At 23.5% G+C, this 21,202-nt stretch carries 19 protein-coding genes; 17 read left to right on the forward strand and 2 right to left on the reverse strand.

Going from position 1 to position 21,202, the window contains the following annotated elements; translation table 4 throughout:
- The first annotated feature begins 16 nt into the window (after nucleotides 1-16).
- The 7 genes from ACQH25_RS02085 to aspS all read left to right on the forward strand — a co-directional run bounded on the left by ACQH25_RS02085 (nucleotide 17) and on the right by aspS (nucleotide 10,429).
- Nucleotides 17-457, forward strand: a complete 441-nt coding sequence (locus tag ACQH25_RS02085) for a YebC/PmpR family DNA-binding transcriptional regulator (RefSeq protein ID WP_425381585.1) — start codon at nucleotides 17-19, stop codon at nucleotides 455-457.
- Nucleotides 458-517: 60 nt separating this feature from the next.
- Nucleotides 518-1,087 carry a Holliday junction branch migration protein RuvA gene (gene ruvA / locus ACQH25_RS02090; protein ID WP_425381586.1) on the forward strand — a complete coding sequence of 190 codons (570 nt, stop codon included), beginning with the start codon at nucleotides 518-520 and terminating at the stop codon, nucleotides 1,085-1,087.
- A 342-nt stretch (nucleotides 1,088-1,429) separates the two neighbouring features.
- Complete coding sequence (secDF, locus tag ACQH25_RS02095) at nucleotides 1,430-4,366, forward strand: protein translocase subunit SecDF (protein ID WP_425381587.1); 2,937 nt, start codon at nucleotides 1,430-1,432, stop codon at nucleotides 4,364-4,366.
- Nucleotides 4,367-4,375: 9 nt separating this feature from the next.
- Nucleotides 4,376-4,897, forward strand: coding sequence for an adenine phosphoribosyltransferase (locus tag ACQH25_RS02100; RefSeq protein ID WP_425381588.1), 522 nt, complete (start codon nucleotides 4,376-4,378; stop codon nucleotides 4,895-4,897).
- 17 nt (nucleotides 4,898-4,914) lie between these two features.
- On the forward strand, nucleotides 4,915-7,167 hold the full coding sequence (locus tag ACQH25_RS02105; protein WP_425381589.1) for a RelA/SpoT family protein: 2,253 nt from the start codon (nucleotides 4,915-4,917) through the stop codon (nucleotides 7,165-7,167).
- 240 nt (nucleotides 7,168-7,407) lie between these two features.
- Nucleotides 7,408-8,700 (forward strand): histidine--tRNA ligase, encoded by a 1,293-nt coding sequence (hisS, locus tag ACQH25_RS02110; RefSeq protein WP_425381590.1) that lies wholly within the window; start codon nucleotides 7,408-7,410, stop codon nucleotides 8,698-8,700.
- Nucleotides 8,684-10,429: an aspartate--tRNA ligase gene (gene aspS / locus ACQH25_RS02115; protein ID WP_425381591.1), complete on the forward strand. Its 1,746-nt coding sequence runs from the start codon at nucleotides 8,684-8,686 to the stop codon at nucleotides 10,427-10,429. Before hisS ends, aspS begins: the two co-directional genes overlap by 17 nt.
- A gap of 184 nt (nucleotides 10,430-10,613) precedes the next feature.
- On the opposite strand, the gene ACQH25_RS02120 is transcribed toward aspS, so the two are convergent.
- A complete protein-coding gene (locus ACQH25_RS02120) occupies nucleotides 10,614-11,534 on the reverse strand; it encodes a two-component regulator propeller domain-containing protein (protein WP_425381592.1) in 921 nt (306 codons plus the stop codon).
- A 746-nt stretch (nucleotides 11,535-12,280) separates the two neighbouring features.
- On the opposite strand from ACQH25_RS02120, the gene ACQH25_RS02125 reads away from it, so the two are divergent.
- Nucleotides 12,281-12,592: a single-stranded DNA-binding protein gene (locus ACQH25_RS02125; protein ID WP_425381593.1), complete on the forward strand. Its 312-nt coding sequence runs from the start codon at nucleotides 12,281-12,283 to the stop codon at nucleotides 12,590-12,592.
- Between the two features lie 168 nt (nucleotides 12,593-12,760).
- On the forward strand, nucleotides 12,761-13,624 hold the full coding sequence (locus ACQH25_RS02130) for a DegV family protein (protein WP_425381594.1): 864 nt from the start codon (nucleotides 12,761-12,763) through the stop codon (nucleotides 13,622-13,624).
- Nucleotides 13,625-13,955: 331 nt separating this feature from the next.
- Here the strand turns inward: ACQH25_RS02130 and ACQH25_RS02135 are convergent, their stop codons facing one another.
- Nucleotides 13,956-14,198 (reverse strand): hypothetical protein, encoded by a 243-nt coding sequence (locus ACQH25_RS02135; protein ID WP_425381595.1) that lies wholly within the window; start codon nucleotides 14,196-14,198, stop codon nucleotides 13,956-13,958.
- A gap of 575 nt (nucleotides 14,199-14,773) precedes the next feature.
- Here ACQH25_RS02135 and ACQH25_RS02140 point away from each other — a divergent pair.
- The 8 genes from ACQH25_RS02140 (at nucleotide 14,774) to ACQH25_RS02175 (ending at nucleotide 20,983) form a co-directional block, all read left to right on the forward strand.
- Complete coding sequence (locus tag ACQH25_RS02140) at nucleotides 14,774-15,109, forward strand: SemiSWEET family sugar transporter (protein WP_425381596.1); 336 nt, start codon at nucleotides 14,774-14,776, stop codon at nucleotides 15,107-15,109.
- A gap of 1 nt (nucleotide 15,110) precedes the next feature.
- A complete protein-coding gene (locus ACQH25_RS02145) occupies nucleotides 15,111-15,488 on the forward strand; it encodes a SemiSWEET family sugar transporter (RefSeq protein ID WP_425381597.1) in 378 nt (125 codons plus the stop codon).
- Between the two features lie 144 nt (nucleotides 15,489-15,632).
- Complete coding sequence (locus tag ACQH25_RS02150) at nucleotides 15,633-16,916, forward strand: methyltransferase domain-containing protein (RefSeq protein WP_425381598.1); 1,284 nt, start codon at nucleotides 15,633-15,635, stop codon at nucleotides 16,914-16,916.
- A gap of 13 nt (nucleotides 16,917-16,929) precedes the next feature.
- Complete coding sequence (locus ACQH25_RS02155) at nucleotides 16,930-17,679, forward strand: protein phosphatase 2C domain-containing protein (protein WP_425381599.1); 750 nt, start codon at nucleotides 16,930-16,932, stop codon at nucleotides 17,677-17,679.
- A 74-nt stretch (nucleotides 17,680-17,753) separates the two neighbouring features.
- Nucleotides 17,754-18,734, forward strand: coding sequence for a serine/threonine-protein kinase (locus ACQH25_RS02160; RefSeq protein ID WP_425381600.1), 981 nt, complete (start codon nucleotides 17,754-17,756; stop codon nucleotides 18,732-18,734).
- A gap of 15 nt (nucleotides 18,735-18,749) precedes the next feature.
- On the forward strand, nucleotides 18,750-19,631 hold the full coding sequence (gene rsgA, locus ACQH25_RS02165; RefSeq protein WP_425381601.1) for a ribosome small subunit-dependent GTPase A: 882 nt from the start codon (nucleotides 18,750-18,752) through the stop codon (nucleotides 19,629-19,631).
- Nucleotides 19,632-19,644: 13 nt separating this feature from the next.
- Nucleotides 19,645-20,331 (forward strand): ribulose-phosphate 3-epimerase, encoded by a 687-nt coding sequence (locus tag ACQH25_RS02170; RefSeq protein ID WP_425381602.1) that lies wholly within the window; start codon nucleotides 19,645-19,647, stop codon nucleotides 20,329-20,331.
- On the forward strand, nucleotides 20,321-20,983 hold the full coding sequence (locus tag ACQH25_RS02175; RefSeq protein WP_425381603.1) for a thiamine diphosphokinase: 663 nt from the start codon (nucleotides 20,321-20,323) through the stop codon (nucleotides 20,981-20,983). Before ACQH25_RS02170 ends, ACQH25_RS02175 begins: the two co-directional genes overlap by 11 nt.
- Nucleotides 20,984-21,202 lie beyond the last annotated feature (219 nt).

A 21,202-nucleotide genomic window follows, 5' to 3' on the forward strand; every position in this document is an offset into this window, starting at 1 on the left:
TTATGGACCAAGTAATGTGGCAATAATTATTCATTGTTTAACTGATAATAAAAAGCGAACTGCAAGTAATATTCGAAGTTATTTTAATAAATTGGGTGGTCATTTAGTAACTACTAATTCTGTTCAATATTTATTTCAAACAGTAGGAATAATTGAATTTTCAACTTTATTATCAGTTGAAGAAATATTAGAATTAATTATTGATTTTGAGATCTTTAATATTGAAAAACATGAAGATGTTATTTATATTGAAGTTAATCCGAAACAATTAACTGTGGTAACTAATTTATTAGCAAAAAATAATATTAAAGATTTTATTACTAATGACATTATTAATATTCCTCATCAATTAATTACTATTAGTGATCAACAACAAATTAAATTAATTGATACATTATTAGAAACAATTGAAAATGATGATGATGTGCTTTCATTAGAACATAATTTTAAAAAATAAAAAAGGTTTCTTTTTCTTTTTGACTAATTAATAGTTGGGATAGCAAAGGAGGATTAAGTTATGGATGAATATTTTTTAGGTGTTATTAAAGAATTTTATGAAAATAAAATTCTTTTTGAATGCAATGATCGAGGATATATTATTGAAGGTGTTAATTTAGGAACATTGCCTTTAAATATTAAAATTAAAATTTATATTTATGTTCATCAAAAACCAACTTATAATCAATTTTTTGGATTTGTATCAAAACCAATAAAAACCTTTTTTATTCATTTACTTAATGTTAGTAATGTTGGACCAAAATCTGCTTTAAAATTATTAAATCATTTCTCACTTGCTAGTATTAAATTAGCTATCAGTGAACAAAACCATAAAGTATTACAAGAATGTAAAGGTATAACCCAAAAAATGGCTACTAATATTATTAATTATTTTAGTAGTGAAATTAAAGTAATAAATAATCTAGTAAGTAATGATAACACTAAATCAGATTTAGTGTTTAACACATTATTAAAATTAGGATTTAATCGAGCAGTAATTAATGATTTTTTACTAAAAAATGTTAATTGAAACTTAGAAATTGAAGAAATTATTGCCTGCGCCATTAAGGAAATAAAATATGGTTATTAGTAATTTTAAAAACTTTATTGGTCAAGATAATATTATTAAACGAATTTTAATTTTAATTAAAGGTAACAAAATATTGCTTTAAGTCACATTTTACTAATTGGTGCTCCTGACATTGATAAAACAACGCATTGTGGATTAATTAGTAAAATAGCTAAAGGTCGTAACATAATAATTATTGGTAAAGAGGATATTAATAATAATATAATTTTATTCAGAAAATAATTATTTTTGATATTCCTGTAAAACAATTGTTATTTATAACGAATATTGGTATTCTTATATAGTGCTTAAATAATATATAAACAAGTTTATACAAACAAATTAATTTAGGAGTGAAGAAATATGAACACTTCTGTTAGAGCAAGAAAAAATAAAAATTTTGGATTTTTTTTAAGAATTTTTAGTTTAATAATTATTGTTTCTACAATAATAATTTCAGTAATATTTGGTGTTAAATATGTTGAAGATAATGGTAAATTAAGTATTGAATTTGCTGGTGGCTATCAAACCCAAGTTCAATATGATGGTAATGCTAAGGAAAAAGATGTTATTAATTTACTAAAAAATAGAGTTGATCCATTAGGTACTAGTAATGTTGATATCGAAAGTGTTACTAGTGGTAATCATAATAAGTATAATTTAGCGTTAAGTAAAGATGCAGGAGTTGATATGTCTACTTTTGTTCATAGTGTATCACGACGTGGTTATGCTTATATTGTTGATAAAGATGGTAATGACTTATTAGCAACAGAAAAAAAAGATGATAAAGCAACAACTTGAACAAAAAGGGAAAAAAGATTATTAACTAGTGCTGTTTTTTCTAACATTAAGGCTATTAATAATACCCTTACTCATCGCCCGGAACTTGTTTTTGATGTGAAAGATGAATCAGTTTTAAAAGCTCTTACTGCTGCTAAAGATAATACATTTTATATTTATTCTGATATTGGTCAATTATTAGATTATATTCGCAGTAGCATGGATGGTATTCGCTCACTTGCTTTAATTATTGATAATCTTAAAAATGATACTGCTGGTAAGATTAAAACATCATTAACTTCATTATTAGATAATAATACGCCAGGTCTTGGACCTAGTGGTAGTGATATTTTAGCTAGAGCTAAAGCGCGAGATGCTACTTTAGAACGATTATTAAATCCTAATCAAAATGGTCAATTTGGTATTAATTGAATTTATTCTGATAATTTAAATGCAGCTCATAGTCTTTCTGTTGATACTAGTGATGAAAAAAATACGTATGATCCTACTAATCGTTTTGATCCTACTACAACAACTATTGTTGGATCACCAATGAATGCATGATTACCATATATCAAAGATTTACTACGTTTACCATATGTTTCGGATATTTTACATGAGGATATTATTGATTATCGTTATATTCCATATTGAGTTGGTGAAGTCAAGGTAACTGGTAATACTATTGCAATTAATTCAGATACTTTTAATCTTGAAACAGTTGAACAAATGAAAAGTATTTTAACATCGGGATTATCAAAAAATAATTTTACTGTGTTATCTTATGCTAACGTTAGTCCAACACTAGCTGCTAGATCTTTAAAAGTTGTTATTATTGTTATTGTATTAGTGACAATTGTCCTTGCTGCTATTGTTCTCTTTTATTATCGGATCTTAGGAATTATTATATTAGCAATAATATCATTATTTTTAATATTTACTATTATTAGTTTTGTTTTTATTAATGGTATCATTGCTCCTGAAAGTGTAATTGCATTAATTATTGGTTTTGCGCTATTATTAGATACAATTATTAACTTATTAGAACGTTTTAAAAGCGAACACATACAGGCTAAAACTTTAGTTAGTGCTTTTAAATCAGCAAATAAAAATACGCTATCTTCTTCTTTAGATTGCAGCGCTATTATTTTAATTGTTAATTTAACTATTTTTTGATTTGGAACGCGTACTATTAAAGGTTTTATTATTATGACTTCAATTGCTACTTTTGGTGTAATTATTTTTGGAATTATTTTATTAAGATTAATATTAGCAACAGTATTGCGCAATAATTGATTAGAGAATAAGCCGCAACTTTTAGGTACTAATATTAGTAGAAAAAAAGCTACAGTTTTAAATATTAATGCTTCTAATTCATCTAAGCAAACAAATGATCAATCATCACAAAAGATAATTAGTAGTATCACTGACAAAAATATTAGTAATGATAAAAAAAACAAAATAACTAAAAAAGTAAAATGAAATAATTTTCATAAGTTAACAAAATGAATAATGGCAGCTGCTACTGTTATTATTCTTGCTTCAGGTATTGTTTATGGTGCTATTGGTTCAAATTTTGGTTCTGGTTTTGATCAACGAACTGATTTTATTGGAATGGGGATTGTTAGTGGAGATCCAAGTGATGCTGATTATAAGATTGTTAAAACAGCACAAGCAGCAAAAGATGTTCTTAATAATGAAATTGAAAATAGCAACCAATTTAGTAAGTATTTTAAAGATATTAATTTTGCTTTAATTGTTGGTGGTCAAGGTGGTAGTCGATATCAATTTAAGATTATCATTGGAACAACGATGAATTCTCAAAATATGCAGCAAAGTTTTAATAATTTTTTAAGTGATATTACTAAGAATTGAAAACAAGATTCTACTTTACAATGAGGTGAAATTGATTCTGTTATTGCCAAGTCAGGCTTAGATTTATTAATTAATATGATTATTTCAATTGCTTTATCTTTTATTATTATTTTAATTTATATTATTATTAGATTTCAATTAACATATGTTATTCCTTTAATTTTAGCAATTATTTTTAGCTTATTAATGACACTTGCTATAATTAGTATTTGTCAGATTACAATTTCAACTTCAATTGTCGGTATCTTATTAGGAGTAATGATTTTAACAATAATTAGTATTATGGCAATTTTTGATAATATTCGTGAAATGAAAAATAATCAAAAGCAAGATATTACTACCGAAGAAATAATTGAAATTTCAAATAAAAGCATATCAAAAGCTTTACCAAGAACATTAGTTATTAATGGTGCAATGTTAATAACATCAGTAATTGTTATGTTTATTATTCCAAGTTTTTGGATAGTTAGTTTATCATTATTAATAGGTTGTATAGTAAGTTTAATATCATCTTATTTTATTGCTCCTTTTATATGAGTTTATTTTGAAAAATGAAGAGTTATTAGACATAAAAAACGTATTAATAAAATTAAAACTCATTTTATTGGAGCAGATGAGTATGTTATTAAAGGTATTAATGAATAGGTGGTTGCCATGACAAAAGAATCATTAAAAAAAATTATTATTAATATTCCTGACTTTCCAATCAAGGGTATTCAATTTAAGGATATTAATCCAATATTAAATAATCCAGAAGCATTTCAAAGTGTTATTAATATTTTTGCTGATTTTATCAAAAAATATAAAGCAACAGCAATTTTAGTTCCCGAAGCAAGAGGTTTTGTTTTTGGTGCTGCTATAGCATATAAATTAGGAATTAAGTTGATTTTAGCACGTAAAAAAGGAAAATTACCAGGTAAAACTTATAACGTAAGTTATGATTTAGAGTATGGTGCTACAACATTAGAAATACAACAAAATGTACTTTCCAAAAAAGATACAGTGATAGTTATTGATGATTTAATTGCCACTTCTGGTACGATTAATGCTTGTCTTAATTTAATAAAGCAAAGTAATGCACAAACAGTAGCAATTGCTACTTTAATTTCTCTTTCTGAATTTGCTGATAAACATCATTTTGGTAATATTCCGCTATTAGAAATTATTCAATTTTAATTAAAGAAGTATCATTAATGAATAATTTAACTTGTAAAGATTTTAATCAATTATTAGCGGAAGCAAAAACATTTATCAAAGATTCTAAACAAATTTTAAAAATTAAAGTGGCTTATCAATATGCATTATTAAAACATAAAGATCAATATCGAAAAAATGGTGATCCTTATGTTTATCATGTCTTATCAACAGCATATAATTTAGTATTATGACATTTAGATGTAGCTTCTATTCAAGCAGGTTTTTTGCATGACATTTTAGAAGATACACCAACAACTTTTGATGAATTGGTAGCAGAGTTTGGTTTAGAGGTTGCAAATTTAGTTTTAGCTGTAACAAAAGTTAGTCATTTTGCTAAAGAGAAAAGAAACGAAATTAAAGCTAACTACTTACGTAAATTGTATTTAAGTTTAGCTCATGATATTCGTGTCATTATTATCAAAATGGCAGATCGTTTGCATAATATTAGAACTATTAACTTTTTAACTCCTGAAAAACAAATAATTATTGCTAAAGAAACTTTAGAAGTTTATGCTTCTATTGCTCATCGTTTAGGTATGCGTCAATTACAATCTGAGTTAGAAGATCGTTCCTTTGCGGTATTACATCCTAAAGAGTATAAAAAAATTGATAATCTTATTAATTTAGATCGTGAAAAACGTGAAAAATTAGTTAGTCAAATTATTAAGGAATTAAGTAAAACATTATCACAACATAAAAATTTGATTTTTAGAATTTATGGTCGCAGTAAACATTTATATTCTGTTTATCGTAAAATGTATTATTTTGGTAAAGATTTTGACGATATCCATGATATTTTAGCAATTAGAGTTGTTACTAATTCTATTGATAGTTGCTATGCTATTTTAGGTTATATTCATCAAAGTTTTACACCTGTTCCAGGTAGATTTAAAGATTATATTGCCACACCAAAAAATAATATGTATCAATCTTTACATACATCTGTTGTTTTTGATAATGAAATCTATGAATTACAAATTAGAACTGAAGAAATGGAAGATTTTGCTGAAGCGGGAGCTGCTTCACATTGAAGATATAAAGAAGGTGAAAATAAAAATCCGAAGAAACGTCAAGCAGAAATTGATGAAAAATTAAATATTTTTCAAGAAATATTAAATTTAAATGATTTAAACCCAAATGCTGATGAAAACATATTAGCAGATAATATTGCTAAAAATAATAATTTAGAAAAAGAAATTAAACAAGATATTTTTAGTGATTTAATTTATGTATTAACTCCAAATGGTAATGTTATAACTCTACCATTTGGTTCAACTGTTTTAGATTTTGCTTTTAAAGTTCATACTGAAATTGGTGAAACAACAGTAGGGGCAAGAATCAATGGTATTTATTCACCTATTAATACTGTTTTAAAATCAGGCGATATTGTTGAAATTAAAACTGCTAAAACTGCACGCCCTTCTCGTGATTGATTAAATATTGTTAAAACTAATTTTGCTCAACATAAGATAAAGAAATATTTAAATAATCAACAAGAAAAATTTAATCAAGAAAATAAAATTAAAGATTCAGAAAATAAGGAAAAAATAAAAAAAACTAAAGAACAAATTGAAGAATATATTAATGAAAATCACATTCGCTGAAAAATTGCAAAACGTAATATTATTATGTCGAGAATTAGATCATTAAAATATAAAACTTATGAAGATTTTTGTTTAGATGTTGCTAATGGAACATATACCATTGAACAAGCAGTTACTACTATTTTATGTAGTGATTCAGCAACTTTTCAAGAATTAAAAACTAAAAAACAAACAATAATGAATTTGAATAGTAATAATGAAATTATTATTGAAAATGCTCCTAATACTAAAACATCATTAGCTCATTGTTGCTTACCTATTCCAGATGAACCAATTGCAGGTTATATTACTAAAGGTCAAGGTATTAAAGTCCACCGTTTAATTTGTCCTAATGTCACTTTACCAGAACGTAAAGATCGTATTATTAAAACAAAATGAAATTTAATAGCAACTAATAATCATTTTTATAATTCAAAGATTCAAATTCAATATTTAGATCGACCAGCATTAATGACTGATGTTTTAAATATTTTAGGTTATTTAAAAGCCCAAATTCAAAGTATTGATGCTAATAATAAACTAAAAGAAAATCGTGGAAATTTAAAAATTTTAATTAAAGTTTCTAACATTGAACGTTTACAGCAAATTATTTCATCAATTAAAAAGATTCCTGATATTATTGCAATAAATAGGATAATTATGTAATATTTTAGTATAATATTTTCAGCATTTAAAAATAAATTAGGCTAGCATTAAGAGACAGTGTGGGTGGTGTAAACACTGGTTAACTAATTTTATGACGTTAAATGACTCGTATTATTAATAATTAACTAAAATTGTAAAAAATAATTGAGTGCATTTACTTTGTAAGTGAATTAGGATGGTACCGCGTTAAAAAACGTTCCTAAAATATAGGAATGTTTTTTTTAAAAAAGGAGTAAAAATATGGAATTTCAAAAAGCAAGAGGAACACGTGATATGTATGATGAAGATGTCATTATTTATCGCAATATTATTAAATCTTTAACAAATTGTGCAATTAAATATAATTATCAAGAATTTATTACTCCTATTTTTGAAAATGCTCAATTATTTTTACGAGCAGTAGGAGATACAACAGATATTGTTCAAAAAGAAATTTATCAATTTCATGATAAAAATAATAGATTATTAGCACTTCGTCCTGAAGGAACAGCAGGAATTGTTCGTGCGATAATTGAAAATAAATTATATAAAACTAAAAAAACATTAAAATATTTTTATTATGGTTCAATGTTTCGTTATGAACGACCACAAAAAGGTCGTCAACGTGAATTTAATCAATTTGGTATTGAAACTGTTGGTATTAAGCATCCTTTAATTGATGTTGAAGTAATGATGATGGCATTAGAAATGATGAAAAATTTTTCAATACCAAATTTAACTTTAAATATAAATTATTTTGGTTCTAGTGAAACAAAAAATAAATATCAAATGGCACTTAAACAACAATTAGTAAATCAAAGCAAACAATTATGTCAAAATTGTCAGATTAGAGTTAATACCTCACCATTAAGAGTCCTTGATTGTAAGAATTGTAGTAAATTAAAATTAAAAATACCATATATAAGTGATTTTTTAACTAATGATGAGAAAACTTACTTTACAATGATTATCAGTGCTTTAAAAAATAACAAGATTAATTTTATTATTAATGAACATTTAGTTCGTGGTTTAGATTATTATAATGGTATTATTTTTGAAATAACTACTATTGATTCACGACTTGGTGCAAATCAAAATACACTACTTGGTGGTGGCAGATATGATAATTTATTTAATGAATTAGGTTCACCTTTAGCAATCCCTGCTATTGGTTTTGCTATTGGTATTGAAAGATTAATGTTATTATTAGTGGAAAATAAAGATATTAATAAACCAGTAATTGCTGATTTACAAGTTATTGCTTTAAGTGAACTAGGATTAATAATGGCTTCGGATTTATTAACACAATTACGTAAAGAAAATTATCATGTTGCTGGTGAATATAATTTATATCAAGATAAAAATAAATCACAAATTATTAATCGTACTTTAGCCAAAAATATTTTGTTTTTAAAAGAAAAAAAACAAGCTAGTATTTATTCTTTTATGAAAAAAGAAATGTCAAAATTAGCTTTTGATAATGAACAACAATTATTTAATAAACTTAAAAATATATTATTAGAGGAGAATGAAAGTTATGGAAAAACTCTTTAGGACTCATACATGTGGTAACTTAACGCAAGATGATATTGCCAAAGAAGTTGTTATTAGTGGATGAGTTAAAGATATTCGCATTAATAAATTTGGTATTTTTATTGATTTACGCGATATGTATGGCACAACACAAGTTATTATTAAACCAGATAATATCCATTATCAAGAAGTAAAAAATATTAAAGTTGAATCTGTTTTAAAAGTAATAGGAATAGTTGTGTTAAGAAAAAATAAAGATGCAAAAAATGCTAATGATATGATTGAAATAGTAGCAACAAAAATTGAAATATTAAGTAGAGCTATTAATTTACCTTTTACCATTAAAAATGATAATACGCTTGCTAGTGAAGAATTACGCTTACAATATCGTTATTTAGATTTAAGAAGACCAATCATGAATGATAATATTAAATTTAAACATCGCGTTATTAATTGTTTACGAACATTTTTAAATGAAAATAATTTTTTAGAAATTGATACACCATGCTTAACAAAATCAACACCAGAAGGTGCTCGTGATTTCTTAGTTCCTGCTCGTATTCAAAAAAAATATTTTTATGCTTTACCGCAATCACCCCAAATTTATAAACAACTGCTAATGATATCAGGGATTGATAAATATTATCAAATTGCTAAATGTTTTCGTGATGAAGATTTTCGTGCTGATCGACAACCTGAATTTCAACAATTAGACTTAGAATTAGCATTTACTACTAGTAAAGAAATTAAACAAATAGTAGAAAAAATGATAATAAATCTTTTTAAAACTTTAAAAATTGGTGATGTTCCAAAAGTATTTCCAATAATTACTTATCATCAAGCAATGGATTGCTATGGCAGTGATAAGCCTGATTTACGTTGTACATGTAAGTTAATAAATATTGATATTAAAGCTAGTGAGGATACTTTTGTTTATAAAGGTTTTATTGTTAATGATAAAATTAATGAAACAACAATAAAAAAACTAGTAGAAATTAGTAATCAACATGGAGGAAAAACATTAATAATTTATGATTTAATTAAGAAAAAAGTTATTTATAATGTTTCAAAAACAAAAGTTAATGAATTAATTTTAATTGAAAAGATGTCACAAATAAAATACAACAATAATAATTTTTTAATTTTTGTTTATGAACAGCAAATGGTTGCTAATAAAGTTATGGGAGCGATTAGAAATTTTTATATTAATGATTTGTCAAAACAAGCTAATCATAAAGATTTTATGAATAATATTGAAAAATTTGAATTTCTTTGAATTGTTGATTGACCAATGTTTGAATGAGAAGAAAACAAATGACAAGCTTGTCATCACCCTTTTACCAGTCCAAAAAATCCTGAACAAATATTGACAATTAACAATAAAAATTTAGGAATACTAATTGCCGATGCTTATGATTTGGTATTAAATGGTTTTGAAATCGCTGGTGGTAGCATTAGAATTAATGATTATCAGTTACAAGAAGCAATTTTTAAGTTATTAGGTTTAAGTACAACAGAAATTGACAATAAATTTGATTTTTTCTTATCAGCTTTTAATTATGGTGTTCCACCGCATGGTGGTATTGCTTTTGGTCTTGATCGTTTATTAATGATTTTAATTAAAAGTCAATCAATTCGTGATACTATTGCCTTTCCAAAAAATAATCGTGGTATTTGTTTGTTAACAAATAGTCCTAGTAAAATTTCAACTGAACAATTAGCAATATTAGGTTTAAATCTTAAAAAATAAATATTTTTTAAGATTTTTATTTATTGATTATTATTTAAAATTTAAGAATAATAATATTAAAACCCTAATGAAAAAACATTTTAATTATTTTTTGTTAGGGTATAATTATTTTAGTTCAATATGAATCACATTTTAATGTAAATTTGATATATTATTTTATTGTATCATTTGCTATTTTGTTTCATTAATATTCAACTTCAATAAATGGTTCACTATCTTTAGTTTTTAAATGTCATATAACTGGTAAATTTTTTTGTACTAAAGTAAAGACATTATTTGTTGCTAAACATTTATAAAGTGAACCATCATTTGTTTTAGTTTTTCCATTTCCATTTCATGTTGTAGCATATAAAAAATTTGTACTTTCATTAAAAACTAATGATAGCACATCACCTTTTATTCCTGACATCGGTTTAAAATTTATTTCGTCTGCTAAACATTTATAAACTTCACCATCACTAGGTCATTGTCATGAACCAGTTCAAACGCCTGCATAAATATTATTATTGTTATCAAAAGTTAAAGAAGAGACAGATTTAGTTATTCCTTCTATTTTTTCAAAAGTATTTTTCGTTTCTAGGTATTTATAAACAGCACCTTTAGAACTACTTTCTCTGGTTCCAATATAAATATTATTATTTTTAGTGATAGTTATTGTTCAAATTTCACCATATGTTCCTGATATCAGTTTAAAATTTGTTTCTCCTGCTAAACATTTATAAATTGCCCCATGTCAAGAACTATCTCGCGTTCCAAGATAAAGATTACCTTTTTTATCTGTTGCTAAAGAATATATTTCGCCAGGTATTGCTAAATTTAGTTTAGAAATTATAATTTTTTTATTAATATTTTCATTTTCTATTTGTTGTTGATCTGCTACTTGTTTTTCTAGTTCTTCAACTTTATTTATTAGATTGGTAATTCTTCTTCTTCTTTCTAGGGATTCTCTTTCTGCTTTTGCATAAAGTTGACTTATTTCTTTTAAGTTATCAGCTGTTTCTTTCATTTTCTTATTTAATTGTCTAATTTTAATTTTGTATTTATTATTAGTATTTTTTTTGTTATTAGTTTTTTCTTCTATCGTTTTATTGTTGTTATTTATCATTTTTTAATAATCATCTCTTTCCTTAATTTAATCTGTTTTTAGTATTAAGATTTATCCAAAATATCATTTTTATTCATTAATATCGTAGGGTTAGAAAAAAATGTAAAATATTGTTAATTAATTTAGTTTATATAAAAAAATAGTTTTTTATTTTGTAAATAAATTAGTAAAGAAAAAATTTATTTAGTATATAATTGCTGTTCTTTAATTAAAACGTTATAGTGTGTTACTAAAGTTGTTATAAATTTAAATTAGTAAATAGATGTAAACTAATATTTAATTTAAATGAAATAATTTTTTTAAAATTAATAATGATAAGTTTTAATGTTTTTTGTAAAAGTTATTTTAGGTAAATCTTAATTAAAGTTTATATCTAAAAAAAATAATATACCATAAAAAAATAATACTATTAATAAATATTAGTTACCAACGTATAATAAGGGAAATTTTTAAATTTATATTAGAGTTAAAACCTAATATTGATAAATAGAATGGAAGACAATAAGTATGATTTAAGATAAGTTTTGTTTGTTTATTTTTCTAAATAATTTAGAAAAATAAATAATTAATTAAAATAATTAATTTTAATGAATTTTTATATTATTGTAAAAGAGAATGATGATATTGCTTCACTTTTATTTATTGAATTTTAAAAAAAATTAAACATCTTTTATTCGTAAATTAAATAATTTTATATTTAATTTATTAACTAAATTTATAATTATCAAATAAAAGGAGGTGTTAAAATGATAAATAATGTTGTATTAGTAGGTAAATTAATGAATGAACCAGAAATAATACCAACAAGAGAACAGGTTCCTACAAAATGGACTAAGTTTATAATGGCAATTGAAAGACCTTTTAAAAATCGTCAAAATCAATTTGAAATTGACTTTGTAACTATTAAAACTTGAATAGCTAATACTGAAGAATTAAAAACATTATTAAAAAAGAATGCTATTATTGGGATTAAAGGTAGAATTCAAACCTTTGCTAATAAAGCTAATGATTTTTACTATACTGAGATTATTGCTGATCGTATTGTTTATTTGTCTTAAGATTATAAAAATAGTCTTAAACATTTAATTATTAAGACCATTTTTTATTATTAATACTAATAAGTTGATACCACTTTATATTTTTGAAAATAAAACCATGTATTTACTAAATAAATTTGTTATAATTTTACTATAATTTATTAGTATAAAAGGTTAGGAGCAAACAAAATGAAAATTGGAATTGTAAGTGATTCAGCAACTGGTTTTACTCTTGAAGATATGAAAAAATATCCTGAAATAATAATTATTCCCCTTAGTATTATTGATGGAGATACCACTTATGATGATAATAACATTGATATTGATAGTGAAACAATTCGTAGCAAAATGATTGACGAACATTGTATTCTAAAAACCAGTCAAACTAGTCGTGGTAAACTTGCACAATATTGAGATAATGCTTTAAGTAAATATGAACAGATTTTATTTTTGCCAATTGCTAAAAGTGCATCAGGCCAATATCGAAGTTCACAAGTTTTGCAAAAAGAAGAAAAATATAAAAATAGGGTTCATATTTTAGAAACTGGTGCTGCTTCAATTCCTTTAAAATTTCTGGTTTTAATTGCTTTTACTCTTGCTAAACAAGGAAAAAAAATTGCTGAAATTTTAGAAGTTTTAAATAAGTTTCGTAAAAATTATGAGTCTTATCTTGCTATAAATGATCTAAAATTTTTAGCTCGTGGTGGTAGACTACCAATGAGTAAAGCAAGAATTGGTAATTTTTTACGTTTTAAAGCAATTTTAAAATGTAAAGAAAAAATTGATAATATTGGCAGAGTTAGAACATTAAGTAAGGCCATGGAGGAGATGTTAGATTTAATTACTAAAATTAAAGATATTACTAAAGAAACAATATATATCATTGATGGCTGATGTCGAAAAGATATTATTGATGAGGCTATTAAAAAAGTAAAAAATAGAGGATTTACTAAATATAAAGTTGAACCATTGTGTAATATTTTAAAAACACATACTGGTAATAATACTATTGGTTTTTCAGTAGTACCTAATCAATGATTTAATGAAGTATAATAGAAGTATTAACAGCTTTATTAATTTTGAGAAAAAAGTATTAAAATTATTAGCTATTTTGATTTTAATGAAAATGTAAAGAATGTTAGTAAAACTTAATTTTTTACTAACATTTAAAATTTTTTCAACTTATAAACAATAAAATATTAAATATTATGATTTAAATTTTTATTAATAATTATAATAAAATAACTGATAAATTTAATAAAATAAATATTTATAAGTCAAATTGTTAATTTTTTAATTTATTCAGATTTAACTATAAAATTAAAAAATATTTTTATTAAGTTTCTTTATCCATTTCATACCATAACTATTTTATTTTTTAATTTTAGTAGCCATTTTCATTTAATGCTATTTTAAATCAAAAACCTTCATAACAAACAACATTTCCAAAATTATTTTTATATTTTTGATAAGAACGGCAAATATTATTATAGGCTTGATAATAGCGTTTTTTATTTGTTTTATCAATGTGGTAAACTTTTCATATTGCTTCTTCCATAGTGTCATAAACACCTAAACAGTTATCTTCTTTATCGTATCTAGCATAAATAAAATTATTTTTTTTCATTTTTAACTCCAATACTTTTTTACATATTCCTATAATTTAAGATTTACTTAGAACATAGTATTATACTTATAATATTTAGGATTTTAAAAAAATATGAAATGGTGTAAGAATATTAAATTAGTACGTTAATTTATAAAAAAAAATAATTATAAAATATTATGATATTATTAAAAATATTATTAATATCATAATTTTATAACAAATTAATTTTTATAAGAATATAGTTTAATTAAGAAATTATTATTTATTATTTATTTTTGTATTCTAAGTAAATCTTAATTTAAGTCTATAATTGAAAAAATGAATATACAATAAAAAATTCAGTTTTTTATAAAAAGCTGAGTTTATTTAATATTTTTATCTTTAGTATAATTTAAAACTAATATTTTACTTTATCAATTTTTTTTCTTTTTATATTACAAATTTCTTTAATATTTTTTAAATAAATACTATCTATTTTTAATTATTAAAAGTAAAATAATATTATTCTTAATAAGACAAAAAATAAATATTTTAATAGTTTTTAGATTTAAAAAAATTACTAAAATATTTTAAAAAATTAATGGAGGATAAATATGCAGATTTTTATTGGAATTATCGGTTATTTAGCTGGAATATTATCTATTATAACGTTTATTCCACAAGCAGTAAAAACAATAAAAACCAGGGAAACTAAACACATAATTTTATCGACTTATATTATTTATAATATCGCTAATATTCTTTTTTTACTATTTGGTATACTTTCAATTACGTGACCAGTAGGTGCTGATACTACAGGAATCACAATTTGAGCAACTACTTTAATAGTTCCATATACAGTAACAATTACTGCAACTAATTGTATTATTTATGTTAAGGTAAAAAATATGAAAAATTTAAAAGAAAATGCTAAAACTTTGGAGGAATAATATGGCAAATACTCAATGATGAATTATTACGATAATTGGTGTTATTGCTGCACTTTTTGCTGTTATAGCATTTTTGCCACAATCACTAAAAACAATAAAAACTAAAAAAACAAATGGTATTTCTTTACTTACGTTTATTCTTTATACAACTGCTAACAGTTTATGATTATTATGAGGTGTTATTCATTTATCATATAATGGTGCTTCTGAATCAACAATTTTAATGAAAGATCTAGTTATTATTTGTGCTAATACTCCTTGTGCAATATGATCAGGAATTATTCTTAGTATTAAAATTAATAATATGTATAAATATGGCGAAGATTGTAAAAAATGAAAAGGTAAAGTTAATATAAATAAAAATATTAATAAAATATAAGTTAGTTTACTAAAAATTTTTTAATAAAAACTGCATCCAATGTGATGCATTTTTTAATTAATTTATTATAAAATACTTATCAAAATCAAAAAAATAATTTAAGCTATAATATATGTATATTTAAAATTTTTGTGGGGTTAAATAATGATAATTCAAAATAATGTTTATAAGATGTTAGTAAAAGTAATCCTAGAAAAAGGCCATTGTAATGTTTTATTAGCAGAAATGATGCAAGATAAAAATTTATCTTCTTCAGAAAAAGAAACAATAGAAAAAATAGTAGTAGGAACTTTAAAAAATCAAATTTATTTAGATTATATTTTAAATCAAATGTGAAATATTTTAAAACCAGTAGTTACTATTCCTTTTAAAATAACGATTATTTTATGAATAGTTTTATATCAGATTTATTTTTTAGAGATTACTAATAAAGAAGTTTTTATTGAAAATACCTTAAAAAAGGTTAGTATTTTTGATAAAAAATTGACATTTATTATTTCTAAATTATTAGATTTAAGTTTTATTCAATTTAGATCAGAGTTTAATTTACAAAAAGAAAGTAAAAAAAATATTAAATTAATTAAATATAGTTATCCATTTTGACTATATGATTTAATAAAATCACAATTTAGTGCTAATATTGCTAATGAATTAGTTAAAGATAACTTAAGATCACCATTAATTACTTTTCGTGTTAATACATTAAAAACATCTGTTAGTAAAGTATTAAATAATGAAAATTATAAGTCTTTTAATTTTTCTTTAAGTGAAATAGTACCAGATGGTATTATTAGTTCAAAATCAATTTTTAATACAAAGTTATATGAAAATGGTGAAATTATTAAACAAGATCAAGCAAGTATGTTAGTTGGTCATATTTTAGATCCACAACCATATGATGAAGTTTTAGATATGTGTGCTGGAATTGCTAGTAAAACCGCTCACATGGCAGTCTTAATGGCTAATCATGGTAAAATAGTTGCCTGTGATATTAATGAAGAGCGATTAAAAATTGGTAATGCTTATTTAAGAAAATTAGGAGTAACTAATACCGAACTTCGGTATGGTGATGCAACAACATTAGAATTTCCTAATAAATTTGATAAAATTTTAATTGATGCACCTAGTACTGCTTGAGGTTTAATTAAAAGAAAACCAGAAGTTAAGCTTATCAACTGAAGTAAGGAAGAAATTAATCATTTGATTACCACTCAGGCAAAATTATTAAATAGAGCTTATCAACTATTAAAACCTGAAGCAGTACTTGTTTATGTTACTTGTACTTTCAATATCAAAGAAAATCAAAATCAAATTGAAAAGTTTATTAAAGATCATTTAGATATGACAATTATTACCGAAAAACAATTTTTTGGTGTTCATAAAAATACTGATGGGTTTTATATTTGTAAATTAAAAAAAGGAATATAAGGAGGTTCAGTTTATGAAAATAAATGCTAGTTATAAAACAGATGTTGGTAATTATCGTACTAATAACCAAGATGCAGTTTTATATTTAACAAATAATACAGGACAAGTTATTGGTGCTGTTTGTGATGGTTTGGGTGGACATAAATGTGGTGAAGTTGCTAGTAATATGGCTATTATGATGTTAAAAAATTTTTTTCAAGTGACAGATTTTACTAAATTAAAACACGATAAACAAATTCATGCTTGATTACAGGAAAAAATAGATGCTATTCAAAGTGAAATGAATAATTTTAGTTTAACTAATGAGCAAGCAATTGATATGGGAACAACGATGGTAATAACTTTAATTGCTAATAATAAAGTTTATTTAGTTAATATCGGTGATTCACGTATTTATCAATATAGCAAACAACGATTAAAACAGTTAACAGTTGATCATAATATTTTAAATTTATATTTACAAAAAAATGTAACTAAACAAGTAACTGTTGATTTAAATCATACTTATTGAAAAGCATTAACTAGTGCTCTTGGTCCAAGTAAGCCATTAAAAACTGATATTTTTCATTTACCATTAGTAGTTCCATCGTATTTTCTATTAACTAGTGATGGTGTTCATGATTTTTTAGAGGAAGAAGAAATAGTAAGTATTTTAGAAAAAAATGGAAATATTAATAGTAAAGTTAAACTATTAATTAAACAGGCATTACTTAATATTTCAACTGATAATGTTACTGCACTATTGATAGAAATAAAATTTTAGTCTTTTTTTATTTTTGTGTACAATATAAATTAGAAGTAAATTAATATAGTTTAAAAAAAGTAATGGTGAAAATAATGGAAATAAATAAACTATTGAATAATCGTTATCATATTTTAAAAGTTATTGGTTCAGGAGGAATGGCTAAAGTTTATGAAGCAGAAGATAAATATTTAAATCGACAAGTTGCATTAAAAGTAATTAATCCAATTTCGCCATTAGATGATTTAATAAAAGAACGATTTTTGCAAGAAATTAGGGCAGTATCTAGAATTAGGCATCCTAATGTTATTTTAGTATATGATATTTTTATTGATAAAAAAGATTGATGTTTAGTATTCGAATTACTAGAGGGTAAAACATTAAAAGAATACTTAAGTAATTATTCAGTATTATCAGTCAATGAAGTAATAGTTATTATGAAAGAAATTTTAAAAGGTGTTAGTGCTTGTCATGCTGCAAATATTATTCATCGTGATTTAAAACCAGAAAATATTATTTTAACTAGTAGTGGTGCCATTAAAGTTTTAGATTTTGGAATTGCTGTTATTGATGATTATGAAGTTAAAAAACATGCCAATCAAGTTGTTGGAACAATGAAGTATATTGCTCCAGAAGTAGTTAAATTTCAAAAGCCGACAATTCAAAGTGATATTTACGCTTTAGGTATTATTTTATATGAATTATTAGTAGGTAAACCACCTTTTTTTCATAAAAATCCACAAATATTAGCGGCAAAACATATTAAAGAACCAATGCCATTAATTCATGAAATTAATAATAATATTCCACAAAGCTTAGAAAATATTATTTTAAAAGCCACTGCTAAAGATATTAAAGATCGTTATCAGACAATTAATGAGTTAAGTAATGATTTAAATTATTGTTTAGAAAAAGAAGATAAAAATCATAATAGTCTTTTTTTGAGAAAAAATTATTTAAATTCACAAAAGTTAAAAAAACCATTTTATTTAAAAAAATGATTTTTATTTTTTTTAATTTTAGTTATAGTAATTGTTATTTGTATTATTTGTATTATTAGCATATTAATTTTATAATAATTGGAGGAAAATATGAATTTTAAGCAAGGAATAGTTATTGGTGTTGCCAATAACTTTGTTGAAGTAAGAATTGAAGACCAAGTTTATTCTTGTTTAATCAAGGGTTCCTTAAAATTTCAAACAACGAAAATTTTAGTTGGTGATTATGTCAAAGTTAATTGTGCAGATAATAAAAATCCCTTAGTTGAATCAATCTTACCACGAATTAATGAATTATATCGACCAAGCATTGCCAATGTTGATCAAGTATTAATTGTTAGTTCTCTTGTTAAACCTTTTCTTAGTAGTTTTCTACTAAATAAATTATTAACTATTTTTAATTTTTATCATTTAAAAATAATTTTAGTATTTACAAAAATTGATTTGGTAACTAAGAATAATGAAGTTTGAATGAAAGTTAAAGCATATCAAGATTTAAAGTTACCAATAATTTTTATTTCAAATCTTAAAAAAGATGGTATTACTGAATTAAAAAAATTTTTTGCAAATAAATTATCATTATTAACTGGAACTTCAGGAGTGGGAAAGAGTTCAACATTAAATAGTTTAGATAATAATTTACAATTAACAACACAAAATATTTCAACAAGTTTAAATCGTGGTAAGCATACTACTACTAAAACTCGTCTTTATTTTTTACATGGTGGTATTATTGCTGATACACCAGGATTTTCAGTATTTCAATTACAAGGATTAAAAAGTGTTGACATTGCTACTAATTTTCCTAGTTTTACTAATTTTTGACAAAAATGTAAATTTCGGACATGTTTACATCAACAAGAACCAGAGTGTGCAGTTAAAAAGGCTGTTGAAAATAAAATAATTTCTCGTTTTTTTTATGAAGATTATTGTAAAATTTTAATAGAGTTCAATAAAATTAATAATTTAAAATAAAGGATGGTAATTAATGAAAAAAGAAGTAACAATTGCTGCTAGTATTTTAACTGCTAACTTTTTGTCTTTAAAAGATGATTTATTAAATTTACAAAAAGCAGGAATTAATTGAATTCATTTTGATGTTATGGATCATCATTTTGTTGATAATTTAAGTTTTGGCGCTAAAATATTAAGTGATGTATGTCGATTTAATGCTAATATCAATGTTGATTGTCATATGATGGTAAAAATTACAACCAAAAAAGTATATGACTATTTAAAACCATTTATCATTTTACCACAAGTTAAAACCATTACTTTGCATTATGAAGCATTAACACCAGAACATTTAAAACAATTTTTAGAATGAAAAAATCCTGGTTTTAAAAAAGGAATTGCCATTAATCCTAATACACCAATTACAAAAATTTATCATTTGTTAGAACATCTTGATACAATTTTGATTATGAGTGTGCCACCAGGCGCTGGAGGACAAATTTTTTTAAACTCTACTATTGAAAAAATTAAGAATTTAGTAAAACATATTGATAATAGTTTTCCTCATCTAACAATTGCGATTGATGGTGGTATTAATAATTTAACAGCAAGTGATTGTATAAGTGCTGGTGCTAATTATTTAGTGGCAGGCAGTTATTTATTAAATAGTGGTAATTCAATAAAAAATCAAGTTGCGATGTTAACAAATTATGAAAAATAGTAATATTAAACAACTAGTAATTGTTTGTCGTGATTATGATATTAATTGAAATCAATTTATTAATCCAATTTTTGTTGGTGTTGAATCTGGTATTTTATCATTATTAGCACATAAAAAACCAATTAATTTTGTTTGTGGTGATCATGATACCATTACTAAACAACAGTTAAAATTTATTAATAAACAAAGTCAACATAATGATTTTGATATTATTACTTTTACTAAAGAAAAAGATTTTATTGATAGTGAACTAGCAATAATTATTGCTATTAATAAAAATATTGATTTTCAACAAATTGTAATAGTAGCAGATGGTTGACGTTGAGATATGTTATTGACAAGTATTAATTTATTAAAAAAGTATCAATCTTTTAATCCAATTTTATTAGGTAATAATAATTATTGTTTTTTATTACAAGCAAAAACAGAATATATTTTTTCGGATTGACAACTAACATATAAGTATATTTCTTTTTTTAGTTTAGATGGTGAAGAAGTAATTTATAATTTTAGTGGTTGTAAATTTTATCCAAATCAAGATATTATTGTTACTAGTAATAGTACACAAGCAATTAGTAATGAATTTAATCAACAAGAAATAGCTAAATTAACCATTAAAAAAGGTCATTGCTTAATTTTTTTATCGAAATAAATTTAAAAAATATTAAGTTAATAAAAGTTAAAAATTTGCTACTGGTTATTATATTTAGTATATAAATTATTATTATTATCTTGATAAAGATTTTAAAAAATATATTAAATAAAAGTTTTAAAAGAGAGTATAATAAATCTACAAACTTAATATAAGTTTTTAAACCTTTATTTTAATTATAAAATAAATGGTTTTTTTTATTTTTAACAAAGGAGAAAT

This window comes from Spiroplasma endosymbiont of Polydrusus pterygomalis, assembly GCF_964030825.1.
In the GTDB taxonomy this organism is placed as follows: Bacteria; Bacillota_I; Bacilli_A; order Mycoplasmatales; family VBWQ01; genus Spiroplasma_E.